The organism is Micromonospora sp. CNZ286 (assembly GCF_014207755.1).
In genome coordinates, this window is sequence record NZ_JACHIZ010000001.1 from 4,967,001 (window position 1) to 4,985,825 (window position 18,825).

Annotated in this window: 19 protein-coding genes; 13 read left to right on the top strand and 6 right to left on the bottom strand. The window is 74.9% G+C overall.

All coding sequences use genetic code 11. The features are described from left to right. Positions 1–9 precede the first annotated feature (9 nt). The 8 genes from FHX31_RS21760 (at position 10) to FHX31_RS21795 (ending at position 8,971) form a co-directional block, all read left to right on the top strand. Positions 10–1,158 (top strand): exonuclease SbcCD subunit D, encoded by a 1,149-nt coding sequence (locus FHX31_RS21760; RefSeq protein WP_184977101.1) that lies wholly within the window; start codon positions 10–12, stop codon positions 1,156–1,158. Then, entirely contained in the window at positions 1,158–3,632 is a 2,475-nt protein-coding gene (locus tag FHX31_RS21765; RefSeq protein WP_184977102.1) for an AAA family ATPase, read from the top strand. The genes FHX31_RS21760 and FHX31_RS21765 overlap by 1 nt, the downstream gene beginning before the upstream one ends. Positions 3,633–3,657: 25 nt before the next feature. Then, positions 3,658–4,629, top strand: a complete 972-nt coding sequence (locus FHX31_RS21770) for a hypothetical protein (RefSeq protein WP_013284849.1) — start codon at positions 3,658–3,660, stop codon at positions 4,627–4,629. Continuing rightward, positions 4,629–5,486 (top strand): spermidine synthase, encoded by an 858-nt coding sequence (locus FHX31_RS21775; protein WP_013474544.1) that lies wholly within the window; start codon positions 4,629–4,631, stop codon positions 5,484–5,486. Before FHX31_RS21770 ends, FHX31_RS21775 begins: the two co-directional genes overlap by 1 nt. Positions 5,487–5,568: 82 nt before the next feature. After that, positions 5,569–6,267, top strand: coding sequence for a sigma-70 family RNA polymerase sigma factor (locus FHX31_RS21780; RefSeq protein ID WP_047893132.1), 699 nt, complete (start codon positions 5,569–5,571; stop codon positions 6,265–6,267). Further along, entirely contained in the window at positions 6,264–7,043 is a 780-nt protein-coding gene (locus tag FHX31_RS21785) for an anti-sigma factor family protein (RefSeq protein ID WP_013474543.1), read from the top strand. The genes FHX31_RS21780 and FHX31_RS21785 overlap by 4 nt, the downstream gene beginning before the upstream one ends. A 205-nt stretch (positions 7,044–7,248) precedes the next feature. Then, positions 7,249–7,908, top strand: a complete 660-nt coding sequence (locus FHX31_RS21790; RefSeq protein ID WP_013474542.1) for a COG4315 family predicted lipoprotein — start codon at positions 7,249–7,251, stop codon at positions 7,906–7,908. A gap of 148 nt (positions 7,909–8,056) precedes the next feature. Continuing rightward, a complete protein-coding gene (locus FHX31_RS21795) occupies positions 8,057–8,971 on the top strand; it encodes a DNA-3-methyladenine glycosylase 2 family protein (protein ID WP_184977103.1) in 915 nt (304 codons plus the stop codon). A 4-nt stretch (positions 8,972–8,975) separates the two neighbouring features. Here the strand turns inward: FHX31_RS21795 and FHX31_RS21800 are convergent, their stop codons facing one another. Further along, a complete protein-coding gene (locus FHX31_RS21800) occupies positions 8,976–9,497 on the bottom strand; it encodes a DUF1990 domain-containing protein (RefSeq protein WP_184977104.1) in 522 nt (173 codons plus the stop codon). Between the two features lie 55 nt (positions 9,498–9,552). Here FHX31_RS21800 and FHX31_RS21805 point away from each other — a divergent pair, with 55 nt between their 5' ends. Beyond that, positions 9,553–10,041 carry a GNAT family N-acetyltransferase gene (locus tag FHX31_RS21805; RefSeq protein WP_184977105.1) on the top strand — a complete coding sequence of 163 codons (489 nt, stop codon included), beginning with the start codon at positions 9,553–9,555 and terminating at the stop codon, positions 10,039–10,041. A gap of 60 nt (positions 10,042–10,101) precedes the next feature. Here FHX31_RS21805 and FHX31_RS21810 read toward each other — a convergent pair whose 3' ends face one another. Next, entirely contained in the window at positions 10,102–10,524 is a 423-nt protein-coding gene (locus FHX31_RS21810) for an SRPBCC family protein (RefSeq protein WP_013474539.1), read from the bottom strand. A 267-nt stretch (positions 10,525–10,791) separates the two neighbouring features. Continuing rightward, positions 10,792–11,004 (bottom strand): hypothetical protein, encoded by a 213-nt coding sequence (locus FHX31_RS21815; protein WP_013284840.1) that lies wholly within the window; start codon positions 11,002–11,004, stop codon positions 10,792–10,794. A 136-nt stretch (positions 11,005–11,140) separates the two neighbouring features. On the opposite strand from FHX31_RS21815, the gene FHX31_RS21820 reads away from it, so the two are divergent. Next, positions 11,141–12,253 (top strand): ATP-dependent DNA ligase, encoded by a 1,113-nt coding sequence (locus FHX31_RS21820; protein WP_030274698.1) that lies wholly within the window; start codon positions 11,141–11,143, stop codon positions 12,251–12,253. 19 nt (positions 12,254–12,272) lie between these two features. Continuing rightward, on the top strand, positions 12,273–13,877 hold the full coding sequence (locus tag FHX31_RS21825) for an alpha/beta hydrolase (RefSeq protein ID WP_030274700.1): 1,605 nt from the start codon (positions 12,273–12,275) through the stop codon (positions 13,875–13,877). A gap of 45 nt (positions 13,878–13,922) precedes the next feature. Here the strand turns inward: FHX31_RS21825 and FHX31_RS21830 are convergent, their stop codons facing one another. Next, positions 13,923–15,197, bottom strand: coding sequence for a YncE family protein (locus FHX31_RS21830; RefSeq protein ID WP_184977106.1), 1,275 nt, complete (start codon positions 15,195–15,197; stop codon positions 13,923–13,925). 172 nt (positions 15,198–15,369) lie between these two features. On the opposite strand from FHX31_RS21830, the gene FHX31_RS21835 reads away from it, so the two are divergent. Next, positions 15,370–16,518 carry an RsbRD N-terminal domain-containing protein gene (locus FHX31_RS21835; RefSeq protein ID WP_030274702.1) on the top strand — a complete coding sequence of 383 codons (1,149 nt, stop codon included), beginning with the start codon at positions 15,370–15,372 and terminating at the stop codon, positions 16,516–16,518. Positions 16,519–16,565: 47 nt separating this feature from the next. Beyond that, complete coding sequence (locus FHX31_RS21840) at positions 16,566–17,018, top strand: GNAT family N-acetyltransferase (RefSeq protein ID WP_013284835.1); 453 nt, start codon at positions 16,566–16,568, stop codon at positions 17,016–17,018. A 46-nt stretch (positions 17,019–17,064) separates the two neighbouring features. On the opposite strand, the gene FHX31_RS21845 is transcribed toward FHX31_RS21840, so the two are convergent. Further along, positions 17,065–17,790 (bottom strand): ABC transporter ATP-binding protein, encoded by a 726-nt coding sequence (locus tag FHX31_RS21845; protein WP_091329500.1) that lies wholly within the window; start codon positions 17,788–17,790, stop codon positions 17,065–17,067. Continuing rightward, the gene (locus FHX31_RS21850) at positions 17,790–18,824 is read right to left on the bottom strand and encodes an ABC transporter ATP-binding protein (protein ID WP_184977107.1); all 1,035 of its coding nucleotides are present in this window, start codon (positions 18,822–18,824) and stop codon (positions 17,790–17,792) included. Before FHX31_RS21850 ends, FHX31_RS21845 begins: the two co-directional genes overlap by 1 nt. Between the last annotated feature and the right edge of the window lies 1 nt (position 18,825).

Sequence of the window (18,825 nt, forward strand, 5' to 3'; positions counted from 1 at the left end):
GGCACCCACATGAAGATCCTGCACACCTCCGACTGGCACGTCGGCAAGGTCCTCAAGGGGCAGTCCCGGGCCGAGGAGCACAAGCAGGTCCTCGCCCAGGTCATCGAGATCGCCCAGCGCGAACGGCCAGACCTGGTGATCGTCGCCGGTGACCTGTACGACACCGCCGCGCCGACCCCGGAGGCGACCCGGCTGGTCACCCGGGCGCTGACCGCGCTGCGGCGAACCGGGGCCGACGTGGTGGCGATCGGCGGCAACCACGACAACGGCGCGGCGCTGGACGCGCTGCGGCCGTGGGCCGAGGCCGCCGGGATCACGCTGCGCGGCAGCGTCCGGGAGAACCCGGACGAGCACGTCGTCGACGGGGTCACCGCCGGCGGGGAGCGCTGGCGGCTCGCCGCGCTGCCGTTCCTGTCCCAGCGGTACGCGGTGCGCGCGGTGGAGATGTACACGCTCACCCCGGCCGAGGCCAACCAGACGTACGCCGACCACCTGGGGCGGGTGCTGGACCGCCTCGCCGAGGGGTTCACCGAGCCGGACCGCGTGCACCTGGTGACGGCGCACCTGACTGTGGTCGGGGCGAGCACCGGCGGCGGTGAGCGGGACGCGCACACGGTGCTCGGGTACGCGGTTCCGGCGACAGTCTTCCCCGGCAACGCGCACTACGTGGCGCTGGGTCACCTGCACCGCTCGCAGCGGGTCATCGGCCCGTGCCCGATCCGCTACAGCGGCAGTCCGCTCGCCGTCGACTTCGGCGAGCAGGAGAACGTCGGCTCGGTGACGATCGTGGAGGTGACAGCCACCACCGCCGCCCGTATCCGCGAGGTGCCGGTGCCGGGTGCGGTGCCGCTGCGCACGGTACGCGGCACGCTCGCGCAGCTCGCCGAGATCGAGGCGCCGGAGGGCTGGCTGCGCGTCTACGTCCGGGAGCAGCCCCGGGCCGGGCTGCGCGAGAAGGTGCAGGAGCTGCTGCCCCGGGCGCTGGAGATCCGGATCGATCCGGAGCTGGTGCCCGCTCCGGGCAGCGGGACACGGACGGCTCAGCGGGCCGGCCGGTCGCCGGGCGAGTTGTTCGGCGACTACCTGGACAGCCGCGGGCACGCCGACGAGGGTGTCCGGGAACTCTTCGACGAGCTGCTCGAGGAGGTGGAGCACTGATGCGGCCGATGCGGCTGGACATGGCCGGGTTCACGGTGTTCCGCGACGAGACGACAGTCGACTTCACCGACGCGGACTTCTTCGCGCTGGTCGGGCCGACCGGTTCGGGCAAGTCGACGGTGCTCGACGCGATCTGTTTCGCGCTCTACGGGACGGTGCCGCGCTGGGGCGGCGCCCGGGGGCTGGCGAACGCGCTGGCGCCGTCGGCGACCGAGGCGCGGGTCCGGCTGGTCTTCGAGTCCGCCGGGGACCGCTACGTGGCGACCCGGGTGGTGCGGCGCGACGGCCGGGGCACTGTGAAGACGGCGAACGCCGGTCTCCAGCTCATGCCGCCGGGGTTCGACGTCACCAAGCTCGACACCGGGCTCAGCCCGGACGATCTGGGCGAGGTGGTGGCGGGCACCCCGGCGGAGATGGAACAGGCGGTGCTGGACGCGGTGGGGCTGCCGTACGAGCAGTTCACCTCCTGCGTGGTGCTGCCGCAGGGACAGTTCGCCGACTTCCTGCACGCCAAGCCGGCCACCCGTCAGCAGATCCTGGTGAACCTGCTCGGGCTGGGCGTCTACGAGTCGGTGCAGAAGAAGGCGGTCGAGCGGGCCGGGCAGGCCGAGGCGAAGCTGGAGACTGTCGACAAGATGCTCGGCGGGCTCGCCGACGTCGACGACGAGAGTCTGGCCGCCGCCCGGGAGCGGGTGGACGCGATGCGGGAACTGGCCGCAGCGGTCGCTGCCGCCGTACCCGAATGGGAGCGGGCCCGGGCGACGGCGGGTGAGCGGGCCGCGGCGCTTGCCGCCCTCGACGCCGAGCTGGGTGTGCTGGCCGGGGTGCGGCCGCCGGACGGCACGGCCGAGCTGGCGCGGGCGGTGGCGCAGGCCCGGGTCGCGGCCGACGAGGCGGCGGCCGCGGTCGGGCTGGCCGAGGAGCGCGAGGAGAAGCTGCGCGGGGAGCTGGCCGCCGCCGGTGACGAGAGCGCGCTGCGGCTGCACCTGAAGGCGTACGCGGACCGGGAGCGGCTGACCGCGGAGGCGGCGACGGTCCGCGCGGCGGTGGACGCGGCGCGGACCGAGCACGAGGCGGCGGTGGAGGCGCTGGCGGCGGCGCGGGCGGACGCGCAGCGGGCCGAGACGGAGCTGGAGTCGGCGTTCCGCGCGCACGAGGACGCGAAGGCCGCCGACCAGGCGGTGGCGCTGCGGGCGCACCTGGTCGGCGGCGCGCCGTGCCCGGTGTGCGAGCAGACCGTCACCACGGTGCCGGCGGTGCCGAAGGGTTCGGCGGTGAGCCGGGCGATCGAGGCGGGCAAGGCCGCGCGCGCGGCGAGCGAGGCGGCCAAGCGGGTCGTGCAGGAACGCGACACCGCGGCCCGTGACTCCGACCGGGTGCTGCTGCGCGCCCGGACCCAGCACGACCAGCTCGGCGCGCGCCTGGCCGAGCTGGACGAGCAGCTCACGGACGCGCCCGCGCCGGAGCGGCTGCGCGAGTCGCTGGCCGAGCACGCACGGCTGCGGACGGCGCTGGAGGAGGCGGCCGGCGCGGTGCGGGCCGGCCGGGAGGCGGCCCGGCGGGCGCGGGGCGCGCTCGACGCCGCGCAGGAGCGGCTGCGCCGGGCCTGGCGTGACTTCGACGCGGTACGCGACGGGCTGGCCCGGTTCGGGCCGCCGGCCGCCGACCGGGACGACGTGGCGGCGGCGTGGGCGGCGCTGGCCGGCTGGGCGGGCGAGCAGGCGCGGGCGCGACGCGCGGAACGGGACGGGCTGGCCGACTCGGTGGAGGCGGCGCAGCGGGCCGCGGCCGAGGTGGCCGACGGGATCGCCGCGTTGTTCACCGCGGTGGGGCTGGACGCACCGCAGGACGCGCCGCGCGACGTGGCGGTGGCGGTGGAACGGGCCGAGGCGGAGTTACGCCGGCTCGACGAGCGCCGCGAGCAGGCCGCCGAGCTGCGGGAACAGCGGTCCGGGCACGAGCACGAGGCCCGGGTGGCGCGGGCGCTCGCCTCGCACCTGCGGGCCAACAACTTCGAGCGCTGGCTGCTCACCGAGGCGCTGGACCTGCTGGTCGACGGCGCGTCGGGGATCCTGCGGGAGCTGTCCGGCGGGCAGTACGACCTGGTCCACGACAAGGGTGAGTTCTTCGTGGTCGACCACCACGACGCGGGGCTGCGGCGCGGGGTGCGCACGCTGTCCGGCGGGGAGACGTTCCAGGCGTCGCTGGCGTTGGCGCTGGCGCTGTCCGAGCAGCTCGCCGGCATGTCCACCACCGCCGCGAGCCTGGAGTCGATCGTCCTGGACGAGGGTTTCGGCACGCTCGACGCGGCGACGCTGGACACGGTCGCGGCGACGCTGGAGAACCTGGCCGCCCGGGGCGACCGGATGGTCGGCGTGGTCACCCACGTGCCGGGGCTGGCCGAGCGCATCCCGGTCCGGTTCGAGGTCCGCAAGGACGCGCGGACGGCCCGGGTGGAACGGACCGGCCTGTGACCGGCACGGGCCGGCGGAGCGCCGCGTGACCGGGCCGTCGCCGGCGTTCTTCGTCGACGCCTGGGATCCGTCGTACGGCGCGTCGTTCGAGGCGGCGGGCGGCTCCGGGCCGGCCGCGCCGAGCAGCGCGCAGGTCGACGCCGACGTCGAGCTGCCGGCCACCGACTGGCGGGCGATCGGCCCGCGCGCTGGCGTGCGGGCGCCGGACGTGGTGCTGCTCGTCGACGGGGTACGCCGGATCGACGCCAGCGTCTGGACGGCCGAGGAGGACGGCGGTTCGTTCCCCGGCATCGCCGCCTCGTACGCGGCCGGTGTGGTCCGCTGCGACCTCGACCGGGGCGCCGCCGAGATGGCCGGTTCCCGGGTGGGCCGTGGCCTGTTCACGGCGAGCCCGTCGGCGCAGGACGTGGTCGCCGGGACGGTCCGCTACCCGGTGCACCGGGTCAGCGGCACCGGTGAGCTGAGCAAGCTGCCCGCGGCGGTGCAGGCGCCGCTGACCGCGCTGGAGGTGGCCGTCTCCGACGCGGTACGCACCGACGGCGACCTGCTGGTGGTGGACGGCCCGCTGCGCAGCCGGCGGAACCTGCCGCGCACGCTCGGGTACATCAAGACGCAGCACAGCCAGTACCTGGACGCCCGGCTCACCGCTGTGGTGACCGGGCTGGCGCCGGGCGAGCGCTGCCCGGTGTTCCGGCTGGGCACGGCGTGGGGCGGCTGGTCGTGGTATCTGCGGCTGCCGGTGCGCGCGGGCGCGCCCTGGGCGGGCATCGTGCGGGTGGAGTGCTCGGCCGACCTGACCGTGCCGGAGGCGATCGCGCTGGCCGACCTGTCGCTGGTGACGCTGCCCCGGTTCGCCTCCACCCCGTACAAGGATCCGCGCGCCCCGCAGAACCTGGTGCCGATCGCCGGGCTGGAACGCCGGCTGCGGGGCATGCTCGGCGACGCGCGGCTGCTGCACCGGGTGCTCACCGCCGCGGCGCGCGGGATGCGGCGCTGATGGGCCGGCGACGCGACTCCGACCGGGTGACGGCCGACGTCGACACCGGCCGGGCCGAGCTGGTGCCGGACGCCGACCGTCCGGGCTCCTGGACGCTGCTGCTCGACGGCGCGCCGCAGTCGCATGTGGACCTCGACGATCCTTCGCACCTGGAGTTCGAGTACGTCCGGCGGCTCGCCGCCGCGCTGGACCTGGTGGCGCCGGCGGGGACGCCGCTGCGGGTGCTGCACCTGGGTGGCGGCGCGCTGACCCTGCCCCGCTACGTGCAGGCCACCCGGCCCGGTTCGACGCAGCGGGTGTCCGAGGTGGACGGCGCGCTCGTCGAGCTGGTCCGCCGCGAGCTGCCCTGGCCGTCGGATCCGCGCCTGAAGGTCCGGGTGGCCGACGCGCGGGCGACGCTGACGTCGAGCCGGGACGGCGCGTACGACGTGATCGTGGCCGACGTGTTCGCCGGCGCCCGTACCCCCGCGCATCTGACCTCGGTGGAGTACGCCGCCGAGGTGGCCCGGGTGCTCGCGCCCGGCGGCAGCTACCTGGCGAACGTGGCCGACGGCCCGCCGCTGCGGCACGCCCGCGCCCAGGTCGCGACGGTGCGTACCGTGCTGCCCCGGGCCTGCCTGGTCGGCGACGCGGCGGTGCTGCGCGGCCGGCGCTACGGCAACCTGGTGCTGGTGGCGTCCCGGGTGGAGCCGCCGGTGCCGGAGCTGACCCGGCGGGCGGCGGGTGACTGGTTCCCCGGCCGGGTGCTGGCCGGTGCCGAGCTGGACCGGTTCACCGGCGGCGCGGCGGTGGTCCACGACGCGGACGCCGTCGACTCCACTCCCCCACCGCCGGGAATTTTTTCGGTCAAACGTTGATCCGATCGGCTGATCGCTGCGTATCCCCGGGCGGCCATGCCCGTGGGGGGCCGGCTGATGTCATTGGACAGCGGAGGTCTGCATGCATGCGGTGGCGGCCGGCTGGCACGGCGAGGTGGCGCGGCCCGAGTGGATGTTCGCCCGGGCACAACCACACTCGCGCGCCTCGCGATCGGGCCGGGGGGTCGACGCCCGGTCTGCCGATCGCCAGAATGACCCGGTGCCGCCGCGACCCGCTCCCGGACGCCACCAGGCGACCTCCGCCGAGGCCAGCCACTCCGACCAGTTGATCCGCCTGCTGTACGCCGAGCACGCCGGCCCGCTGCTGATGTTCGTGATGCGGCTGACCGGCGGGGACCGGCAGCGCGCCGAGGACATCGTGCAGGAGACGCTGCTGCGGGCCTGGCGCAACGCGCACCGGCTCGGCGTGCAGGGCCAGGGCTCGCTGCGCCCCTGGCTCGTCACCGTGGCCCGGCGGATCGCCATCGACGAGCACCGCAGTGAGCAGGCCCGCCCACCCGAGACGTACGACCGGGATCTGACCATGTTCGCCGAGTCGGACAGCACCGACCGGGTGCTGCGCACGATGACCGTAGCGGACGCGCTGCGTACGCTGAGCCAGTCGCACCGGGAGATCCTGGTGGCGACCTACTTCCGGGGGCGCACCGTGCCGGAGGCGGCCGAGGAGCTGGGGCTCCCGCTCGGTACCGCCAAGTCACGGGTCTACTACGCGCTGCGCGCGTTGCGCACGGCTCTGCAGGAGAGGGGGGTGACCGAATGAGCCGGGCCGATCACATGGACGTCGCCGCGTACGCGCTCGGCGTACTGGACGCGCAGGACGCGGAGCGGTTCGAGGAGCACCTGGCCACCTGCTGGGCCTGCGCGGCGGAACTGGAGACGATGGTCCCGGTGGTGGGACTGCTCTCCGGCATCGACGGCGAGGCGATGGCCGCGCTGGAGCAGACGCACACCGATCCGGCGCTGCTGGACCGGACACTGATGGCGGTACGGCGGGACCGCCGTCGTACCCGGGTGCGGCAGTTGCTGGCGACGGCGGCGGCCGTGGTGGTGTTCGGCGGCGCGAGCGCGGCGGCGGCCGGGATGCTCGGCGACGATCCGGCGCCGCCGCAGGCCGGGCCGACGCAGGCCGCGCCGAGCGTGGCGCCGAGCGGCGAGCCGGGCAACCCGAACGACCCGGGCGTCGGCGGGAAAGAGGACATCGAGGGCGACCAGCACAACGCGACCGACCCGGGGACCGGCGTGCAGACCACGATGTGGCTGGCCCGCAAGGAGTACGGCACGCAGATCGCGGTGCAGCTCAGCCGTCTGCCGGGGCCGCGCACGTGCCGGCTGGTGGTGGTCCGCAAGAACGCCACGAGCGAGGTGATCTCCACCTGGTCGGTGCCGGTCGGCGGCTACGGGACGAACCAGAACCAGCTTCCGCTGGAGCTGAGCGCGTCCACCTCGGCCCCGGTGCGCGACATCGACAAGCTCCAGGTGCAGTCGGTCGACGCGAACGGCGTGGCGAGTCCGCTGGTGACGGTGGACGACATCTGATCTGGTGTGCCGACGGCGCCGGGTGGCTGAGCCACCCGGCGCCGTCGCGTCGTGCCCGGGCCGGCGGACCCCCTCGTGCTGACGCACGCATGCCGGCTTCCATCGGTTCAATCGGTCCACTGTGAAATGTGCCACCCTTGCGGGTTCAACCTTGACAGCACCGCGCCCGTACTACTCGGCGAACTGCCAAGAACGAGGAGGGCACGTGGCACACCACAAGCGGACGACCGTCATCGTCGCGAGCGCGATGGTCGCACTTACGGCCTGCGCCCCAGCGGGCTACAACGGGGCGAACTCGGGCGCGGCCGAGCCGGTCGCCGTCGCCGCGGCCGAACCCACCGCGGCGGCCGAACCGGAGGCGTCGGCGGCTCCCGAGGAGGAGCCGGTCGCGGACAAGGCGCCCCCGGCCAACGTGAAGATCACCGACGAGCTGGTCGGCAAGAAGCTGCCCCGGATGGGCCGCGTCGTCACCGACCAGGACGGCTGGGTGCTGTACCGGTTCGACAAGGACTCCGACGACCCGCCGCAGTCCAACTGCGTGGACAAGTGCGCCGAGGTGTGGCCGCCGTCGCTCACCGACGGCAACCCGCAGCTGCGCGGCGTCTCCGACGACAAGGTCGGCACCATCACCCGTCAGGACGGCACCCGGCAGCTCACCATCGGCGGCTGGCCGGTCTACCGCTACATCGGCGACAAGAAGCCGGGCCAGTGGAAGGGCCAGGGCGTCGGCGGCACCTGGTTCGTGGTCGACCCGAACGGCAAGAAGAACCTGACCTGCCTGCCGACCGGCACGCCCAAGGCGGTCGCGCCGCCCGCGGCGGGCAGCTCGGACAGCTCCGGCGGCGGCTCGGACTACTCGTACTGACACCGCAGGACACGGTGACCGGTCGCCGCCGGGGAGGGCGCGGCCGGTCACCGTCGCGAACCCCGGGAGGCGGGCCGCACCGGCATCGGCCCGCCTCCCGGCCAGGCGTGCCCGGCGTCACGGCCGGGCCGCGTGGCAGAGTGGCCTGGTGACCTCGCCCGACGCCCGCCGTACGCTGCGCCCGCCGGCCGGCTACCGGCTGGCCGCCTCGGTGCGGGCGCTCACGTTCAGCCCGTACGACCCGTGCGCGCGGATCGCCGCCGGCACGTTCTGGTGGGCCACCCGCACCCCGGACGGCCCGGCCACGCTGGCGCTGCGCCCGTCCGCCGGCGACCTGCTGGCCGAGGGGTACGGCCCCGGCGCGGCCTGGGTGGTCGACCGGGCCGACCGGATCGCCGGGCTCTGCGACGACCTGACCGGGTTCGCCGCGCTCGCCGGTACGCACCCGCTGGTGGCCCGCCTGGCCCACACGCACCACGGGCTGCGGATGCCCGCCACCGGCCAGATCTTCCCCCGGCTGCTGCGGGCGGTCTTCGAGCAGAAGGTCACCGGCAAGGAGGCGTACCGGGCGTACGCCGCCACAGTGCGGCACTTCCGGGAACCGGCGCCCGGCCCGCTGCAACCACTGCTGCTGCCGCCGGAGCCCGCCGCGGTGGCGGCCACGCCGTACTGGGTGTTCCACCCGTTCGGGGTCGAGCAGCGGCGCGCCGACACGCTGCGCCGCGCGGCGGCCGTCGCGGACCGGCTGGAACGCTGCGCCGACTCGGCGGAGGCCACCCGGCGGCTCACCGCCATCCCGGGCATCGGGCCGTGGACCGCCGCCGAGGTGGTGCGGATCGCGTACGGCGACGCGGACGCGGTGAGCGTCGGCGACTACCACGTGCCGAACACCGTGGCGTGGGCACTGGCCGGGGAGCCGCGCGGCGACGACGCCCGGATGCTGGCGCTGCTGGAGCCGTTCCGGGGGCACCGCGGCCGGGTGTGCGTGCTGCTGGAGGCGGCAGGCGTCCAGGCCCCGAAGTACGGCCCGCGCGCCCCGATCCGCTCCTTCGCCCGCTACTGACCGGTCAGCGCCGCCGGCACAGCCGCCGCAGCGTCCGCCCCAGCCACCAGGCGTACGCCCGCTGGAAACCCGGCACGACCGGCCCGCCGGCCCGCACGTACCAGTGCGCCGGGCGGCTGAACGCGGTCACCTCGAACCAGACGCCGTCGGCGCCCCGGGTCACCAGGAACGCCTCCTCACCGACCTCCGGATGCCCGGGCAGCGTGCCGTAGCCGAACCCGGCCCGGTCCGGTTCCTCCACCGTCCAGACCACCTCGGTCGGGCCCCACAGCCGCACCGGGCCGACGCCCAGCCCCGGCGTGACCCGTACCCCGGGTGCCGCGCGCGGCGCGTCCGCGCGCATCACCACGCCGGCCGCGCGGTGCAGCCGCCAGCCCAGCACCGCGTCCGCCGCCAGCGGGAAACCGCCGTCCGGCAGCCGGACCCGGTGGCGCAGGTGGTGGTAACCGGCCGGCAGGGCGCCGCCGCGGGTCGCGCCCACCTCCGGGTACGTCAGCTCCGGCACGCCGGTCACCTCCACGCTCATGGGAACACCCCAGCCAGCGTACGGCCGCCCGGGAACGCTGTGGTGAGCTGAGCCGGTGACCGACGTGACCATCGCCCCCGCCGGCCCCGCCGACGCCGGGGAGATCCTCACCGTGCAGCGTGCCGCGTACCTGGTGGAGGCGCAGCGCTACCGCGACGTGTTCCTGCCGCCGCTGACCGAGACGCTGGACGAGGTACGGGCGGCGCTGACCGGGCCAGACGTGGTGCTCGCCGCCCGGCGCGGCACCCGCCTGGTCGGCTCGGTCCGCGCCCGCCTCGACGGCGACACCGCCCACGTGGGCCGTCTCTCGGTCGCCCCCGACCAGCAGGGCCGGGGCGTCGGCGGACGGCTGCTGGACGCCGTCGAGCAAGCCTGCGCCGGCCGGGTGACCCGGTTCGCGCTGTTCACCGGCGCGGACAGCGCGGCGAACCTGTCCCTGTACGCGGGCCGCGGCTACCGGGTGGTGGCGCACCGGCCGGACGAGAACGGCAACCGCCTGGCCGTGCTGGAAAAGACGGTCCCTGAACCTCCGGACGGCGCCTGAGCGGGCGCTCCGGCCCCGGTCAGCGGGCCTCGCAGCGGTGCCCGAGGCCGTCCGCCTCGGTCAGTTCCGCGCACAACGGCGCCTGAGCCCGTCCGCCTCCTGCCGCAGGTAGCGGCGCATGGTGGAGCCGCCGAGCAACCCGACCAGCCAGGCCAGCGGACCGGTCTGCACCAGGATCAGCTCGGCCCGGGTCCGCCCGTCCTCCAGCGGGATCAGCCGGTGCTCACCCCGGGTGCGCACGCCGGGGCTCGCCGACTCCCAGGCGAACGAGTACGGCGGACAGATCTCCACGACCCGCCACACGGCCGGGCGCAGCCGGGGCTGCTCCAGCCGGGCCGTCGAGCCGAGGAGCAGCGGACCGGGCTCCAGCCGACGGGCGGCGGTGACCGACGGCGTCCACTCGGGCCAGCGCTCGACGTCGCTCTGCACCTCCCAGACCCGGTCGACGTCGGCGGCGATGTCGACGGACTCGGCGAACCGCATGGGCTTCTTCCCTCCCCCGTGGACGGTCCACTCAGCCTATGCCCGAGCCCCGCCCCGCCGCCGCCCCGCGCCCGCGCCTCGCTCGGCTGGTTGCCACGTGAAGCGCCCCCCGTCCTGCGGGATTGATGTTCCGCGCAGTGGGAGCAGTGGAGATCTTGGTAGGAAGGGGCCCCTATGGGGGCCGCTTGGTACCAAGATCTCGCCGGGAGCCGGAGCCGGGAATCGGGAGCGGCCGGCGGACGAGGGACGGCCGTTCGGTTACGGCGGTCAGGCGGCCTCGTGGAGATCGGCCAGGGAGACCGGGGCGTACCGCTTCAGCAGGTGTTCCAGCTCGGCGACCGAGCCGACCTCGCCGAGGACGTTCGCGCCGCCGCCGTGCTCCGGCGGGTAGCGGTGCGACAGCCGGTAGCGGTAGCGGCCGCGGACCAGCTCGACGCTGACCCGCCAGCGCCCGCAGCATTCGCAACTCCACTCCGGCACGCCGCGACGGTAGCTCTGACCTGCGGTTCCACCATTCGGGCGGCGGTGACGAACGCGGCCGGGACGGGACACGCCACCCGGCCACCGGCGGTGATCTGCCTCACCACTGTCGGTGGGGTCTGGTTGACTGGTCGCCGTGGACCTGCCGATCAACCCTCCGGTCGAGCCGATGCTCGCCAAGAGCGTCGCCGAGCTGCCCACCGACGCCGGTCTGACCTACGAGCCGAAGTGGGACGGCTTCCGCTGCATCGTGTTCCGCGACGGCGACGAGGTCGAGCTGGCCAGCCGGGGCGGCAAGTCGATGACGCGCTACTTCCCCGAGGTGGTCGAGCAGGCCCGCCGGCAGCTCCCGGCCCGGTGCGCGGTCGACGGCGAGCTGATCGTGATCCGCCGGGACGGCCCGGGTGGGCAGCCTCGGCTCGACTTCGAGCTGCTGGCCCAGCGGATCCATCCGGCCGCCTCCCGTGTGAAGCTGCTGGCCGAGACCACCCCGGCCGACTTCGTCGCGTTCGACCTGCTGGCGATCGACGACGAGCTGCTCATCGACCAGCCCTATCCCCGGCGGCGGGAGCGGCTGGAGCAGGCGCTGTCCGGGGTGCGCCCGCCGGTGCACGTGACGCAGGTGACCACCGACCCGGAGACGGCCCGCCGCTGGTTCGACGTGTTCGAGGGCGCCGGGCTGGACGGGCTGATCGTCAAGCCGGCCGACCTGCCGTACGAGCCGGGCAAGCGGCTCATGTTCAAGGTCAAGCACGCCCGCACGATGGACGCGGTGGTGGCCGGTTTCCGTTGGCACAAGTCCGGTCCGGTGGTCGGCTCGCTGCTGCTCGGCCTCTACGACGACGGCGGCGTGCTGCACCACATCGGCGTCAGCTCCTCGTTCACCATGGCCCGCCGCAAGGAGCTGCTCGACGAGCTGGAGCCCTACCGCGACGTCGGCGGCGAGCACCCGTGGGTGCACGGCGACCACGAGCGGGGCCAGCGCATCCCGGGCGGGGTGAGCCGGTGGACCGGCGGCAAGAACCTGGAGTGGGAGCCGCTGCGTCCGGCACTGGTGGTCGAGGTGGCGTACGACGCGATGGAGGGCGACCGGCTACGGCACACCGCCCGGTTCCTGCGCTGGCGACCCGACCGTGATCCCCGCTCCTGCGACTACGGTCAGCTCGACCGCCCGATCCGCTACGACGTCGACGAGGTGCTGCGCGGCGATCCGGCGGCGACGGTCGGTGACACCCGCGGCCGGGCGTAGCCTGACGGTCGACACGATCATGGAGGGCGCCCACGTGACCCGCTTCCCCGAACGGACCCGCCGGTTCCGGCCCGTCCTGGCCGCGTTCGTCGCGGCGGTGGTGCTCACCGCCGGCTGCACGCTGCCGGCGTTCGCCCCGCGCGCCGAGAGCGAGGGCGAGGCCGCCCCGCCGGGTACCGCGCCGGAGTGGCGGGCCTGCCCGGAGGTGCCCGACGAGCTGGTCGGCCGGGGCGCGGCGGACATGCGCTACGACTGCGCCCGGATCGCCGTGCCGCGCAACTGGGGCACCGGGGCCACCACCGGCGCGACCGCCGGGCCGGGCGCCGGTGAGACGTTCGAGATCGCGCTGATCCGGGCCCGCTCGACCAAGCAGCGCGACCGGATCGGCTCGCTTGTCATCAACCCGGGCGGTCCCGGCGCGTCCGGCGTCGACACCGCCGTCTACCTGTCATTCGGCCCGGCGTTCGGCGGCCTGCCGACGGCGATCACCGACCGGTTCGACATCGTCGGCTTCGACCCACGCGGGGTGGCCCGGTCCAGCCCGGTCAAGTGCATCTCCGACGCCGACCTGGACGCCAGCTTCGGCTACGACCCCGACCCGGAGAGCCAGTCGTCGTTCGACGGCTTCGTCGGCCTCAACCGGCGGGTCGGCGAGCGCTGCGGCGCGAAGTACGGCGACCAGCTCCCGCTCTACGGCACCGAGCAGGCCGCGCGGGACATGGACGCGGTCCGCGCGGCGGTCGGCGACGACAAGCTCACCTACCTCGGCTACTCCTACGGCACGCTGCTCGGCGCCACCTACGCGCAGCTCTATCCGCAGCGCGTGCGCGCCCTGGTGCTCGACGGCGCGGTCGACCCGCAGCAGAAGCTGATCGCCGGGTCGGAGAGCCAGGCGAAGGGCTTCGAGCGGGCGTTCGACAACTTCACCAGGTGGTGCGCGGCGAACGCGGGCCGCTGCCCGATCGCCCCGGACGCCCGCGGTGCGGTCACCGACGCGATCGCCAAGGCGAAGACCTCCCCGGTACGCGCGCAGGACGGCCGCAAGGCCACCGCCGGCTGGGTCTTCTACGCGGTGATCTCGTCGCTCTACACCGAGCAGGGCTGGCAGGAGCTGGCCCGGGCGATCGACGACCTCCAGGGCGGCGACCCGGACGGCGTGTTCAAGCTGGCCGACGCGTACGCGGGCCGCGAGCCCGACGGGCACTACTCGAACCTGTTCGACGCCAACCTGGCTGTCAACTGCGCCGACGAGACCGAGAAGCCGTCGCGCGAGCAGGTCCGCTCGCTCCAGTCGCAGTGGCGGCAGAAGTATCCGCTGTTCGGTCCCGCCCTGGCGGTGGGGATGCTGGGCTGCGTGGAGTGGCCGGGCGAGCGGGATCCGTATCCGACCGGCCGGGCGAACGGCGCCCCGCCGATCCTGGTGGTCGGCACCACCGGTGACCCGGCCACGCCGTACGAGCAGACGCCCGCGCTCGCGTCGATGCTCGGCGTGGGACGGGTGCTGACCTGGGAGGGCGAGGGGCACACCGCCTACCCGCAGACCTCGTGCGTGACGTCTGCGGTCGACGCGTACCTGATCTCGCTCACCGTCCCCCGGGAGGGGCTGCGCTGCCCCGCCCGGTGACGGCGTGACCGGCGGCCGGGGTGCGGACGCCGGCCGGGCCGGCGGTCAGCCGGCGGCCGGGGGCGTCCAGCCCTCCGGGATGTGTCCGATACGGACGCGCTGGGGGTGGTCGCCGACCGGGACGCTCGCGACCTTCTGCCCGGTGGCGAAGTTGATCGCGGTGACCTGGTCCGCGCCGGATTCGGAGATCACGCAGTCCCGGCCGTCCCCGCTGACGGTGGCCCAGTACGGCTTGCTCGCGGGCACCAGCGGTCCCTCGCGCAGCGTGGCCCGGTCCAGCACCGTGGCGTAGTCGTCCATGGTGCCGGCGACGCAGATCCGGGTGCCGTCGGGGCTCATCGACAGGCCGTGGTGCCGGGAGTCGTTGACCCAGGTGGTGCGGTCCTCGCTGGTGGCCGGGTTCTTCGGCAGCGTGGCGACGCGGGTGACCCGGTCGGTGGCCACGTCGTACTCGACGACGCCGTTGAAGAAGGACACCTGGAAGTAGAGCCGGCTGCCGTCCGGGGTGAAGACGGCGGGGCGGACCGCGTCGGAGAGGTCCCGGCGGCCGGCGGCGTCCAGCCGGTCCCGCATGTCGATCACTTTGACCACCTGGTACGTGCTGGTGTCGGCGACTGTGATCCGGCGGTCGCCCTTGGTCCAGTCGAGCCACGGCGCGTCCAGGTCGGTGTTGACCTCGCCGATGGACATGTTCCACAGCCGGGTGCCGCCGTCGGTGTAGATGTTCTCGTGCGGCTTGTCGCCGGCGCCGAACGAGCCGAGCTGCGCGCCGGTGCGGATGTCCAGCACGTGCACGGTGTTGGAGGTGGAGGCGGAGACCGCGACGCGGGTGCCGTCGGGCGAGACGGCCATGTGGTCGGCGCGGTAGCCGGAGACCGGGAACCGCCAGCGCAGGGCGCCGGTGGCCAGGTCGATCGAGACGACGTCGGCGAAGCTGGGCCGGGACACCACGAGCGCGGTGCCGTCCGGCGTGGTGTACATGTCGTCGATGAGCTGGTCGTGGCCCTCCCCGGGGCCCTGCCGGATGCCGAGGAAGAACGCCAGCTTGATCGGGTTGAGGTAGATCTCGCGCAGCCGCGCGGCGCGGTCCGGGATCACGTTGATCCGGCCGAGCCTGGCGTAGTCGCCGCGGGACCGGATCACGTCGGCGGTGCCGTCCCAGTTGTTGCCGACGAACATCACCTCCTGGAGCGCTGCCGCGGCGGCGGCCGGCGCGGGCGCGGTCACCAGCGGCGCCGGCGCGACCAGGGCGAGCGCGGCCAGCACGGCCAGGCCGGCGCGGCGGCGGGTACGGGACGGGTGCTGTGGCACGGGTGTCATGGACGCCTCCTGGCAGCCGGTACGACATCGACGTTTCTCAGTGGCGCGAGCGGTGTTACCTTGCGGTAACAACCAGGAGAGCAACCGGCCGCCCGCCCGGGCTAGGGACCTGACGCCAACGCCCGCGCGGCCCGGTTGTGCCGCGTCGACAACCGGAGGGCGGCGGACGCCGATGACCCGGATCGGACAGGCCCCGACGTTCGGCGCGCTGCTGCGCGACCTGTCCGCCGATCCGGCCGCCGTCGACGAGGTGGCGCGGGCGGCCCGCGCGGACTCCCCCGAGGTGGCCCGGCTTCCGGCCGACGAGGTACGCCGCCAGGTCGTGCTGCTGCTGACCAGTGGCCTGGGTGCGCTGGAACGCCGCGAGGACCCGGCCGGACGCGACTTCGCCGAGGCCCGGCGGCTGGGCGCGGACCGGGCGGCGCAGGGCGTCTCGGTGGCCGGTCTGCTGCGCGGGGTGCAGGCCGGGCGGGACCGGGCGGTGGAGCTGGTGGTCCGGCACGGGCGGGCCGCCGGCATCCCGGACGAGGTGCTGCTGGAAGGGCTGCTCACCATCGGCCGGTACGCCGCGGCGGTGGAGCGGGCGGTGGTCGACGGGCACCGCGGCGCCGAGCGGGAACTGGCACGTACCGGCGCGGCGGCCCGGGCGCACCTGCTGCGGCGGCTGCTGCGCGACGGTCCGGCGGGCCTGCAACCGGCCGAGCTGACCCGGTTCGGGCTGCGGCCGGACGGGCGCTACCACTGCCTGGTCGCCGCGCCGCCCGACCCGGTCCGGGCGTACGCGCTGCACCGGCAGCTCACCGCGCGGGGCGGCCTGCTCGGCACGGTCGGGGACCGGCTGGCCGGGCTGCTGCCGCGACCGCCCGACGCCGCGCCGGCCGACATGCTGACGCTGGTGGCGCCGGCGCAGCCGCTGGCACGGGCCCCGGACATGTACGCGCTCTGCCTGGCGGCGCTGGCCACGGCCGCCAATCGGCGGCTGCGCGGGCTGCGTCAGGTCACCGACCTGGCCGGGGAGACCGCGCTCGCCGCCCAGCCGCTGCTGGCTGAACTGCTGCGGGGCACGCTGCTCGGCGCGCTCGACCCGGCCGACGAGTTCCACCGGGAGCTGGCGGGCACCGCTCTCGCCTGGCTGCACCACGGCCAGCGCCTGGACCAGACGGCCGCCGAGCTGCACGTCCACCCGAACACGGTGCGCTACCGGCTGCGGCGGCTGCGGGAGCTGACCGGCGGGCCGCCGGTCGAGGAGGGCGCCCGGTGCACGGTGCCGGAGACCGTGCACTGGTGGTGGGCGCTGCGCAGCTGGCTGGACGACGGCTGACGCCGCCCGGGCCACACCGGCGCGCGGCGCTGTGCCAGGCTGGCCCGGTGACCGAGGTGATCTTCCGGGAGGCGGTCCGCGCCGACCTGCCCGCCGTGCTCGCGCTGCTCGCCGACGACGTGCTGGGCCGCACCCGCGACCTGCCCGAGGTGGACGAGGCGTACGAGCGGGCCTTCGCCGACCTCGACGCCGACCCGCGCAACCATCTGATCGTCGCCGACGACGGCGGGGAGCTGGTGGGCTGCTTCCAGCTCACGTACATCCCGGGGCTGGGCCGGCACGGCGCCGAACGCTGCCTGATCGAGTCGGTGCGGGTCCGCTCCGACCGGCGCGGCCGCGGGCTGGGCCGGACGATGATGCGCTGGGCGATCGACAGGGCCCGGGAGCACGGCTGCGCGCTGGTGCAGCTCACCACCGACAAGCAGCGTGCCGACGCGCACCGGTTCTACCGCGACCTGGGCTTCGTGGCCAGCCACGAGGGCATGAAGCTGGCGCTCTGACCCGGCACCGGGCCGCCGCACGGAGGCGCGCGGCCCGGCACCCGGATCAGTCCTCCGACACCAGCCGGCCGTCGCGCAGTGTGAGCGTACGGTCGGCCAGCTCGATGAGCGCCGGGTCGTGCGTGGCGACGAGCGCTGTCATGCCCCGGGCGTGCACCACCGCACGCAGCAGATCCATGATCGACCGCCCGGTCTCGGAGTCGAGCTGACCGGTCGGCTCGTCGGCGATCAGCAGGTCCGGTTCGTTCGCCAGCGCCCGGGCCACCGCCACCCGCTGCTGCTGCCCGCCGGACAGCTCGTACGGGCGCTGCGCCGCGTGCCCGCCCAGCCCGACCAGCTCCAGCAGCACCGCGACCCGCTGCTCCCGCTCGGCCGCCGGCACCTTGGCCAGCCGCAGCGGCACCCCGACGTTCTCCGCCGCGGACAGGATCGGCACCAGGCCGAACGTCTGGAACACGAACCCGATGGTGCCCCGGCGCAACGACAGCAGTTCCCGTTCGCCTGCGGCGGTGACGTCGTGCCCGGCCACCCGGATCCGCCCGGCGTCCGGCCGGTCCAGGCCGCCGACCAGGTTCAGCAGCGTGGTCTTGCCGGCGCCGGAGCGGCCCCGGACGGCGACCAGCTCGCCGCGTCCCGCAGTGAACGAGACGTCCCGTACGGCGTGCACCGCGTGCTCCCCCTTGCCGAAGGTGCGGCTCACCCCCTCGACCCGGACCACGTCGTCGACGGCCGTCCCCGGCACCGCCGGCAGCACCACTGTCTGGTCGGTCATCACTCACTCTCCTCGGCGTGCGCCCGGTCGCCGGGGCGCACCTCGACGTGGTCGGGTTCCAGGTTGAGCCGGACCCGGTCGCGCAGGGACAGCGCCTCCACGAACTGCGCCGGCAGTTGCATCCGGCCGGTGCGGTCGAGCACCGCGTACTCCTCGCTGACCATCTCGGTGCCGCCGTCGGCGGTGACGCGCGCGGTCCGGCGTACCTCGGAGGCGGTCCGGCCGTCGCGGATCGCGACGGTACGGCGGACCTGGCCGGCCACGGCGTGGTCGTGGGTGACCACCACGATGGTGACCCCCAGTTCGGCGTTGATGGTGCGCAGCGCGGCGAAGACCTCGGCGCCGGTGGCCTCGTCCAGCTCACCGGTCGGCTCGTCGGCGAAGAGGATCTCCGGGTCGTTCGCCACCGCCACGGCGACGGCGCAGCGCTGCTGCTCGCCGCCGCTCATCTGGCCCGGCCGGCGGTCGGCGCAGTAGCCGACGCCCACCATGTCCAGCAGCTCACGGGCGCGTTCCCGCCGCTTGCGCCCTCCGCCGGCCCGGCCGGCCAGCTTCATCGGCAGTTCCACGTTCTCCAGCGCGGTCAGGTACGGCAGCAGGTTGCGGCCGGTCTGCTGCCAGATGAAGCCGACCACGTCCCGCCGGTACGCCAGCCGCCGCTTGTTCGACAGCGACAGCAGGTCGTAGTCGGCGACCCGGGCGATGCCCGCGGTCGGGGTGTCCAGCCCGGACAGGATGTTCAGCAGCGTCGACTTGCCGGAGCCGGACGCGCCGACGATCGCGACCAGTTCACCCCGGTCGATGACCAGGTCGAGGCCCTGGAGCGCGACGACCTCGACGCCCTCGGTCTTGAAGATGCGCACCAGGCCGTCGCAGACGATGTGCCCGCGCAGCCGGTCGCGCCCGCCGGCCCGTTCGGCGGCCCGCTGGGCGGCGCGCTGTTGCAGCGACGCCAGGTCCGGTACGGCCGACGACGGTTCGTCACGCGGCGTGAGACGCGCCGGGCCCGGGTGGCCGGAAGCGGTCGCGGTCATG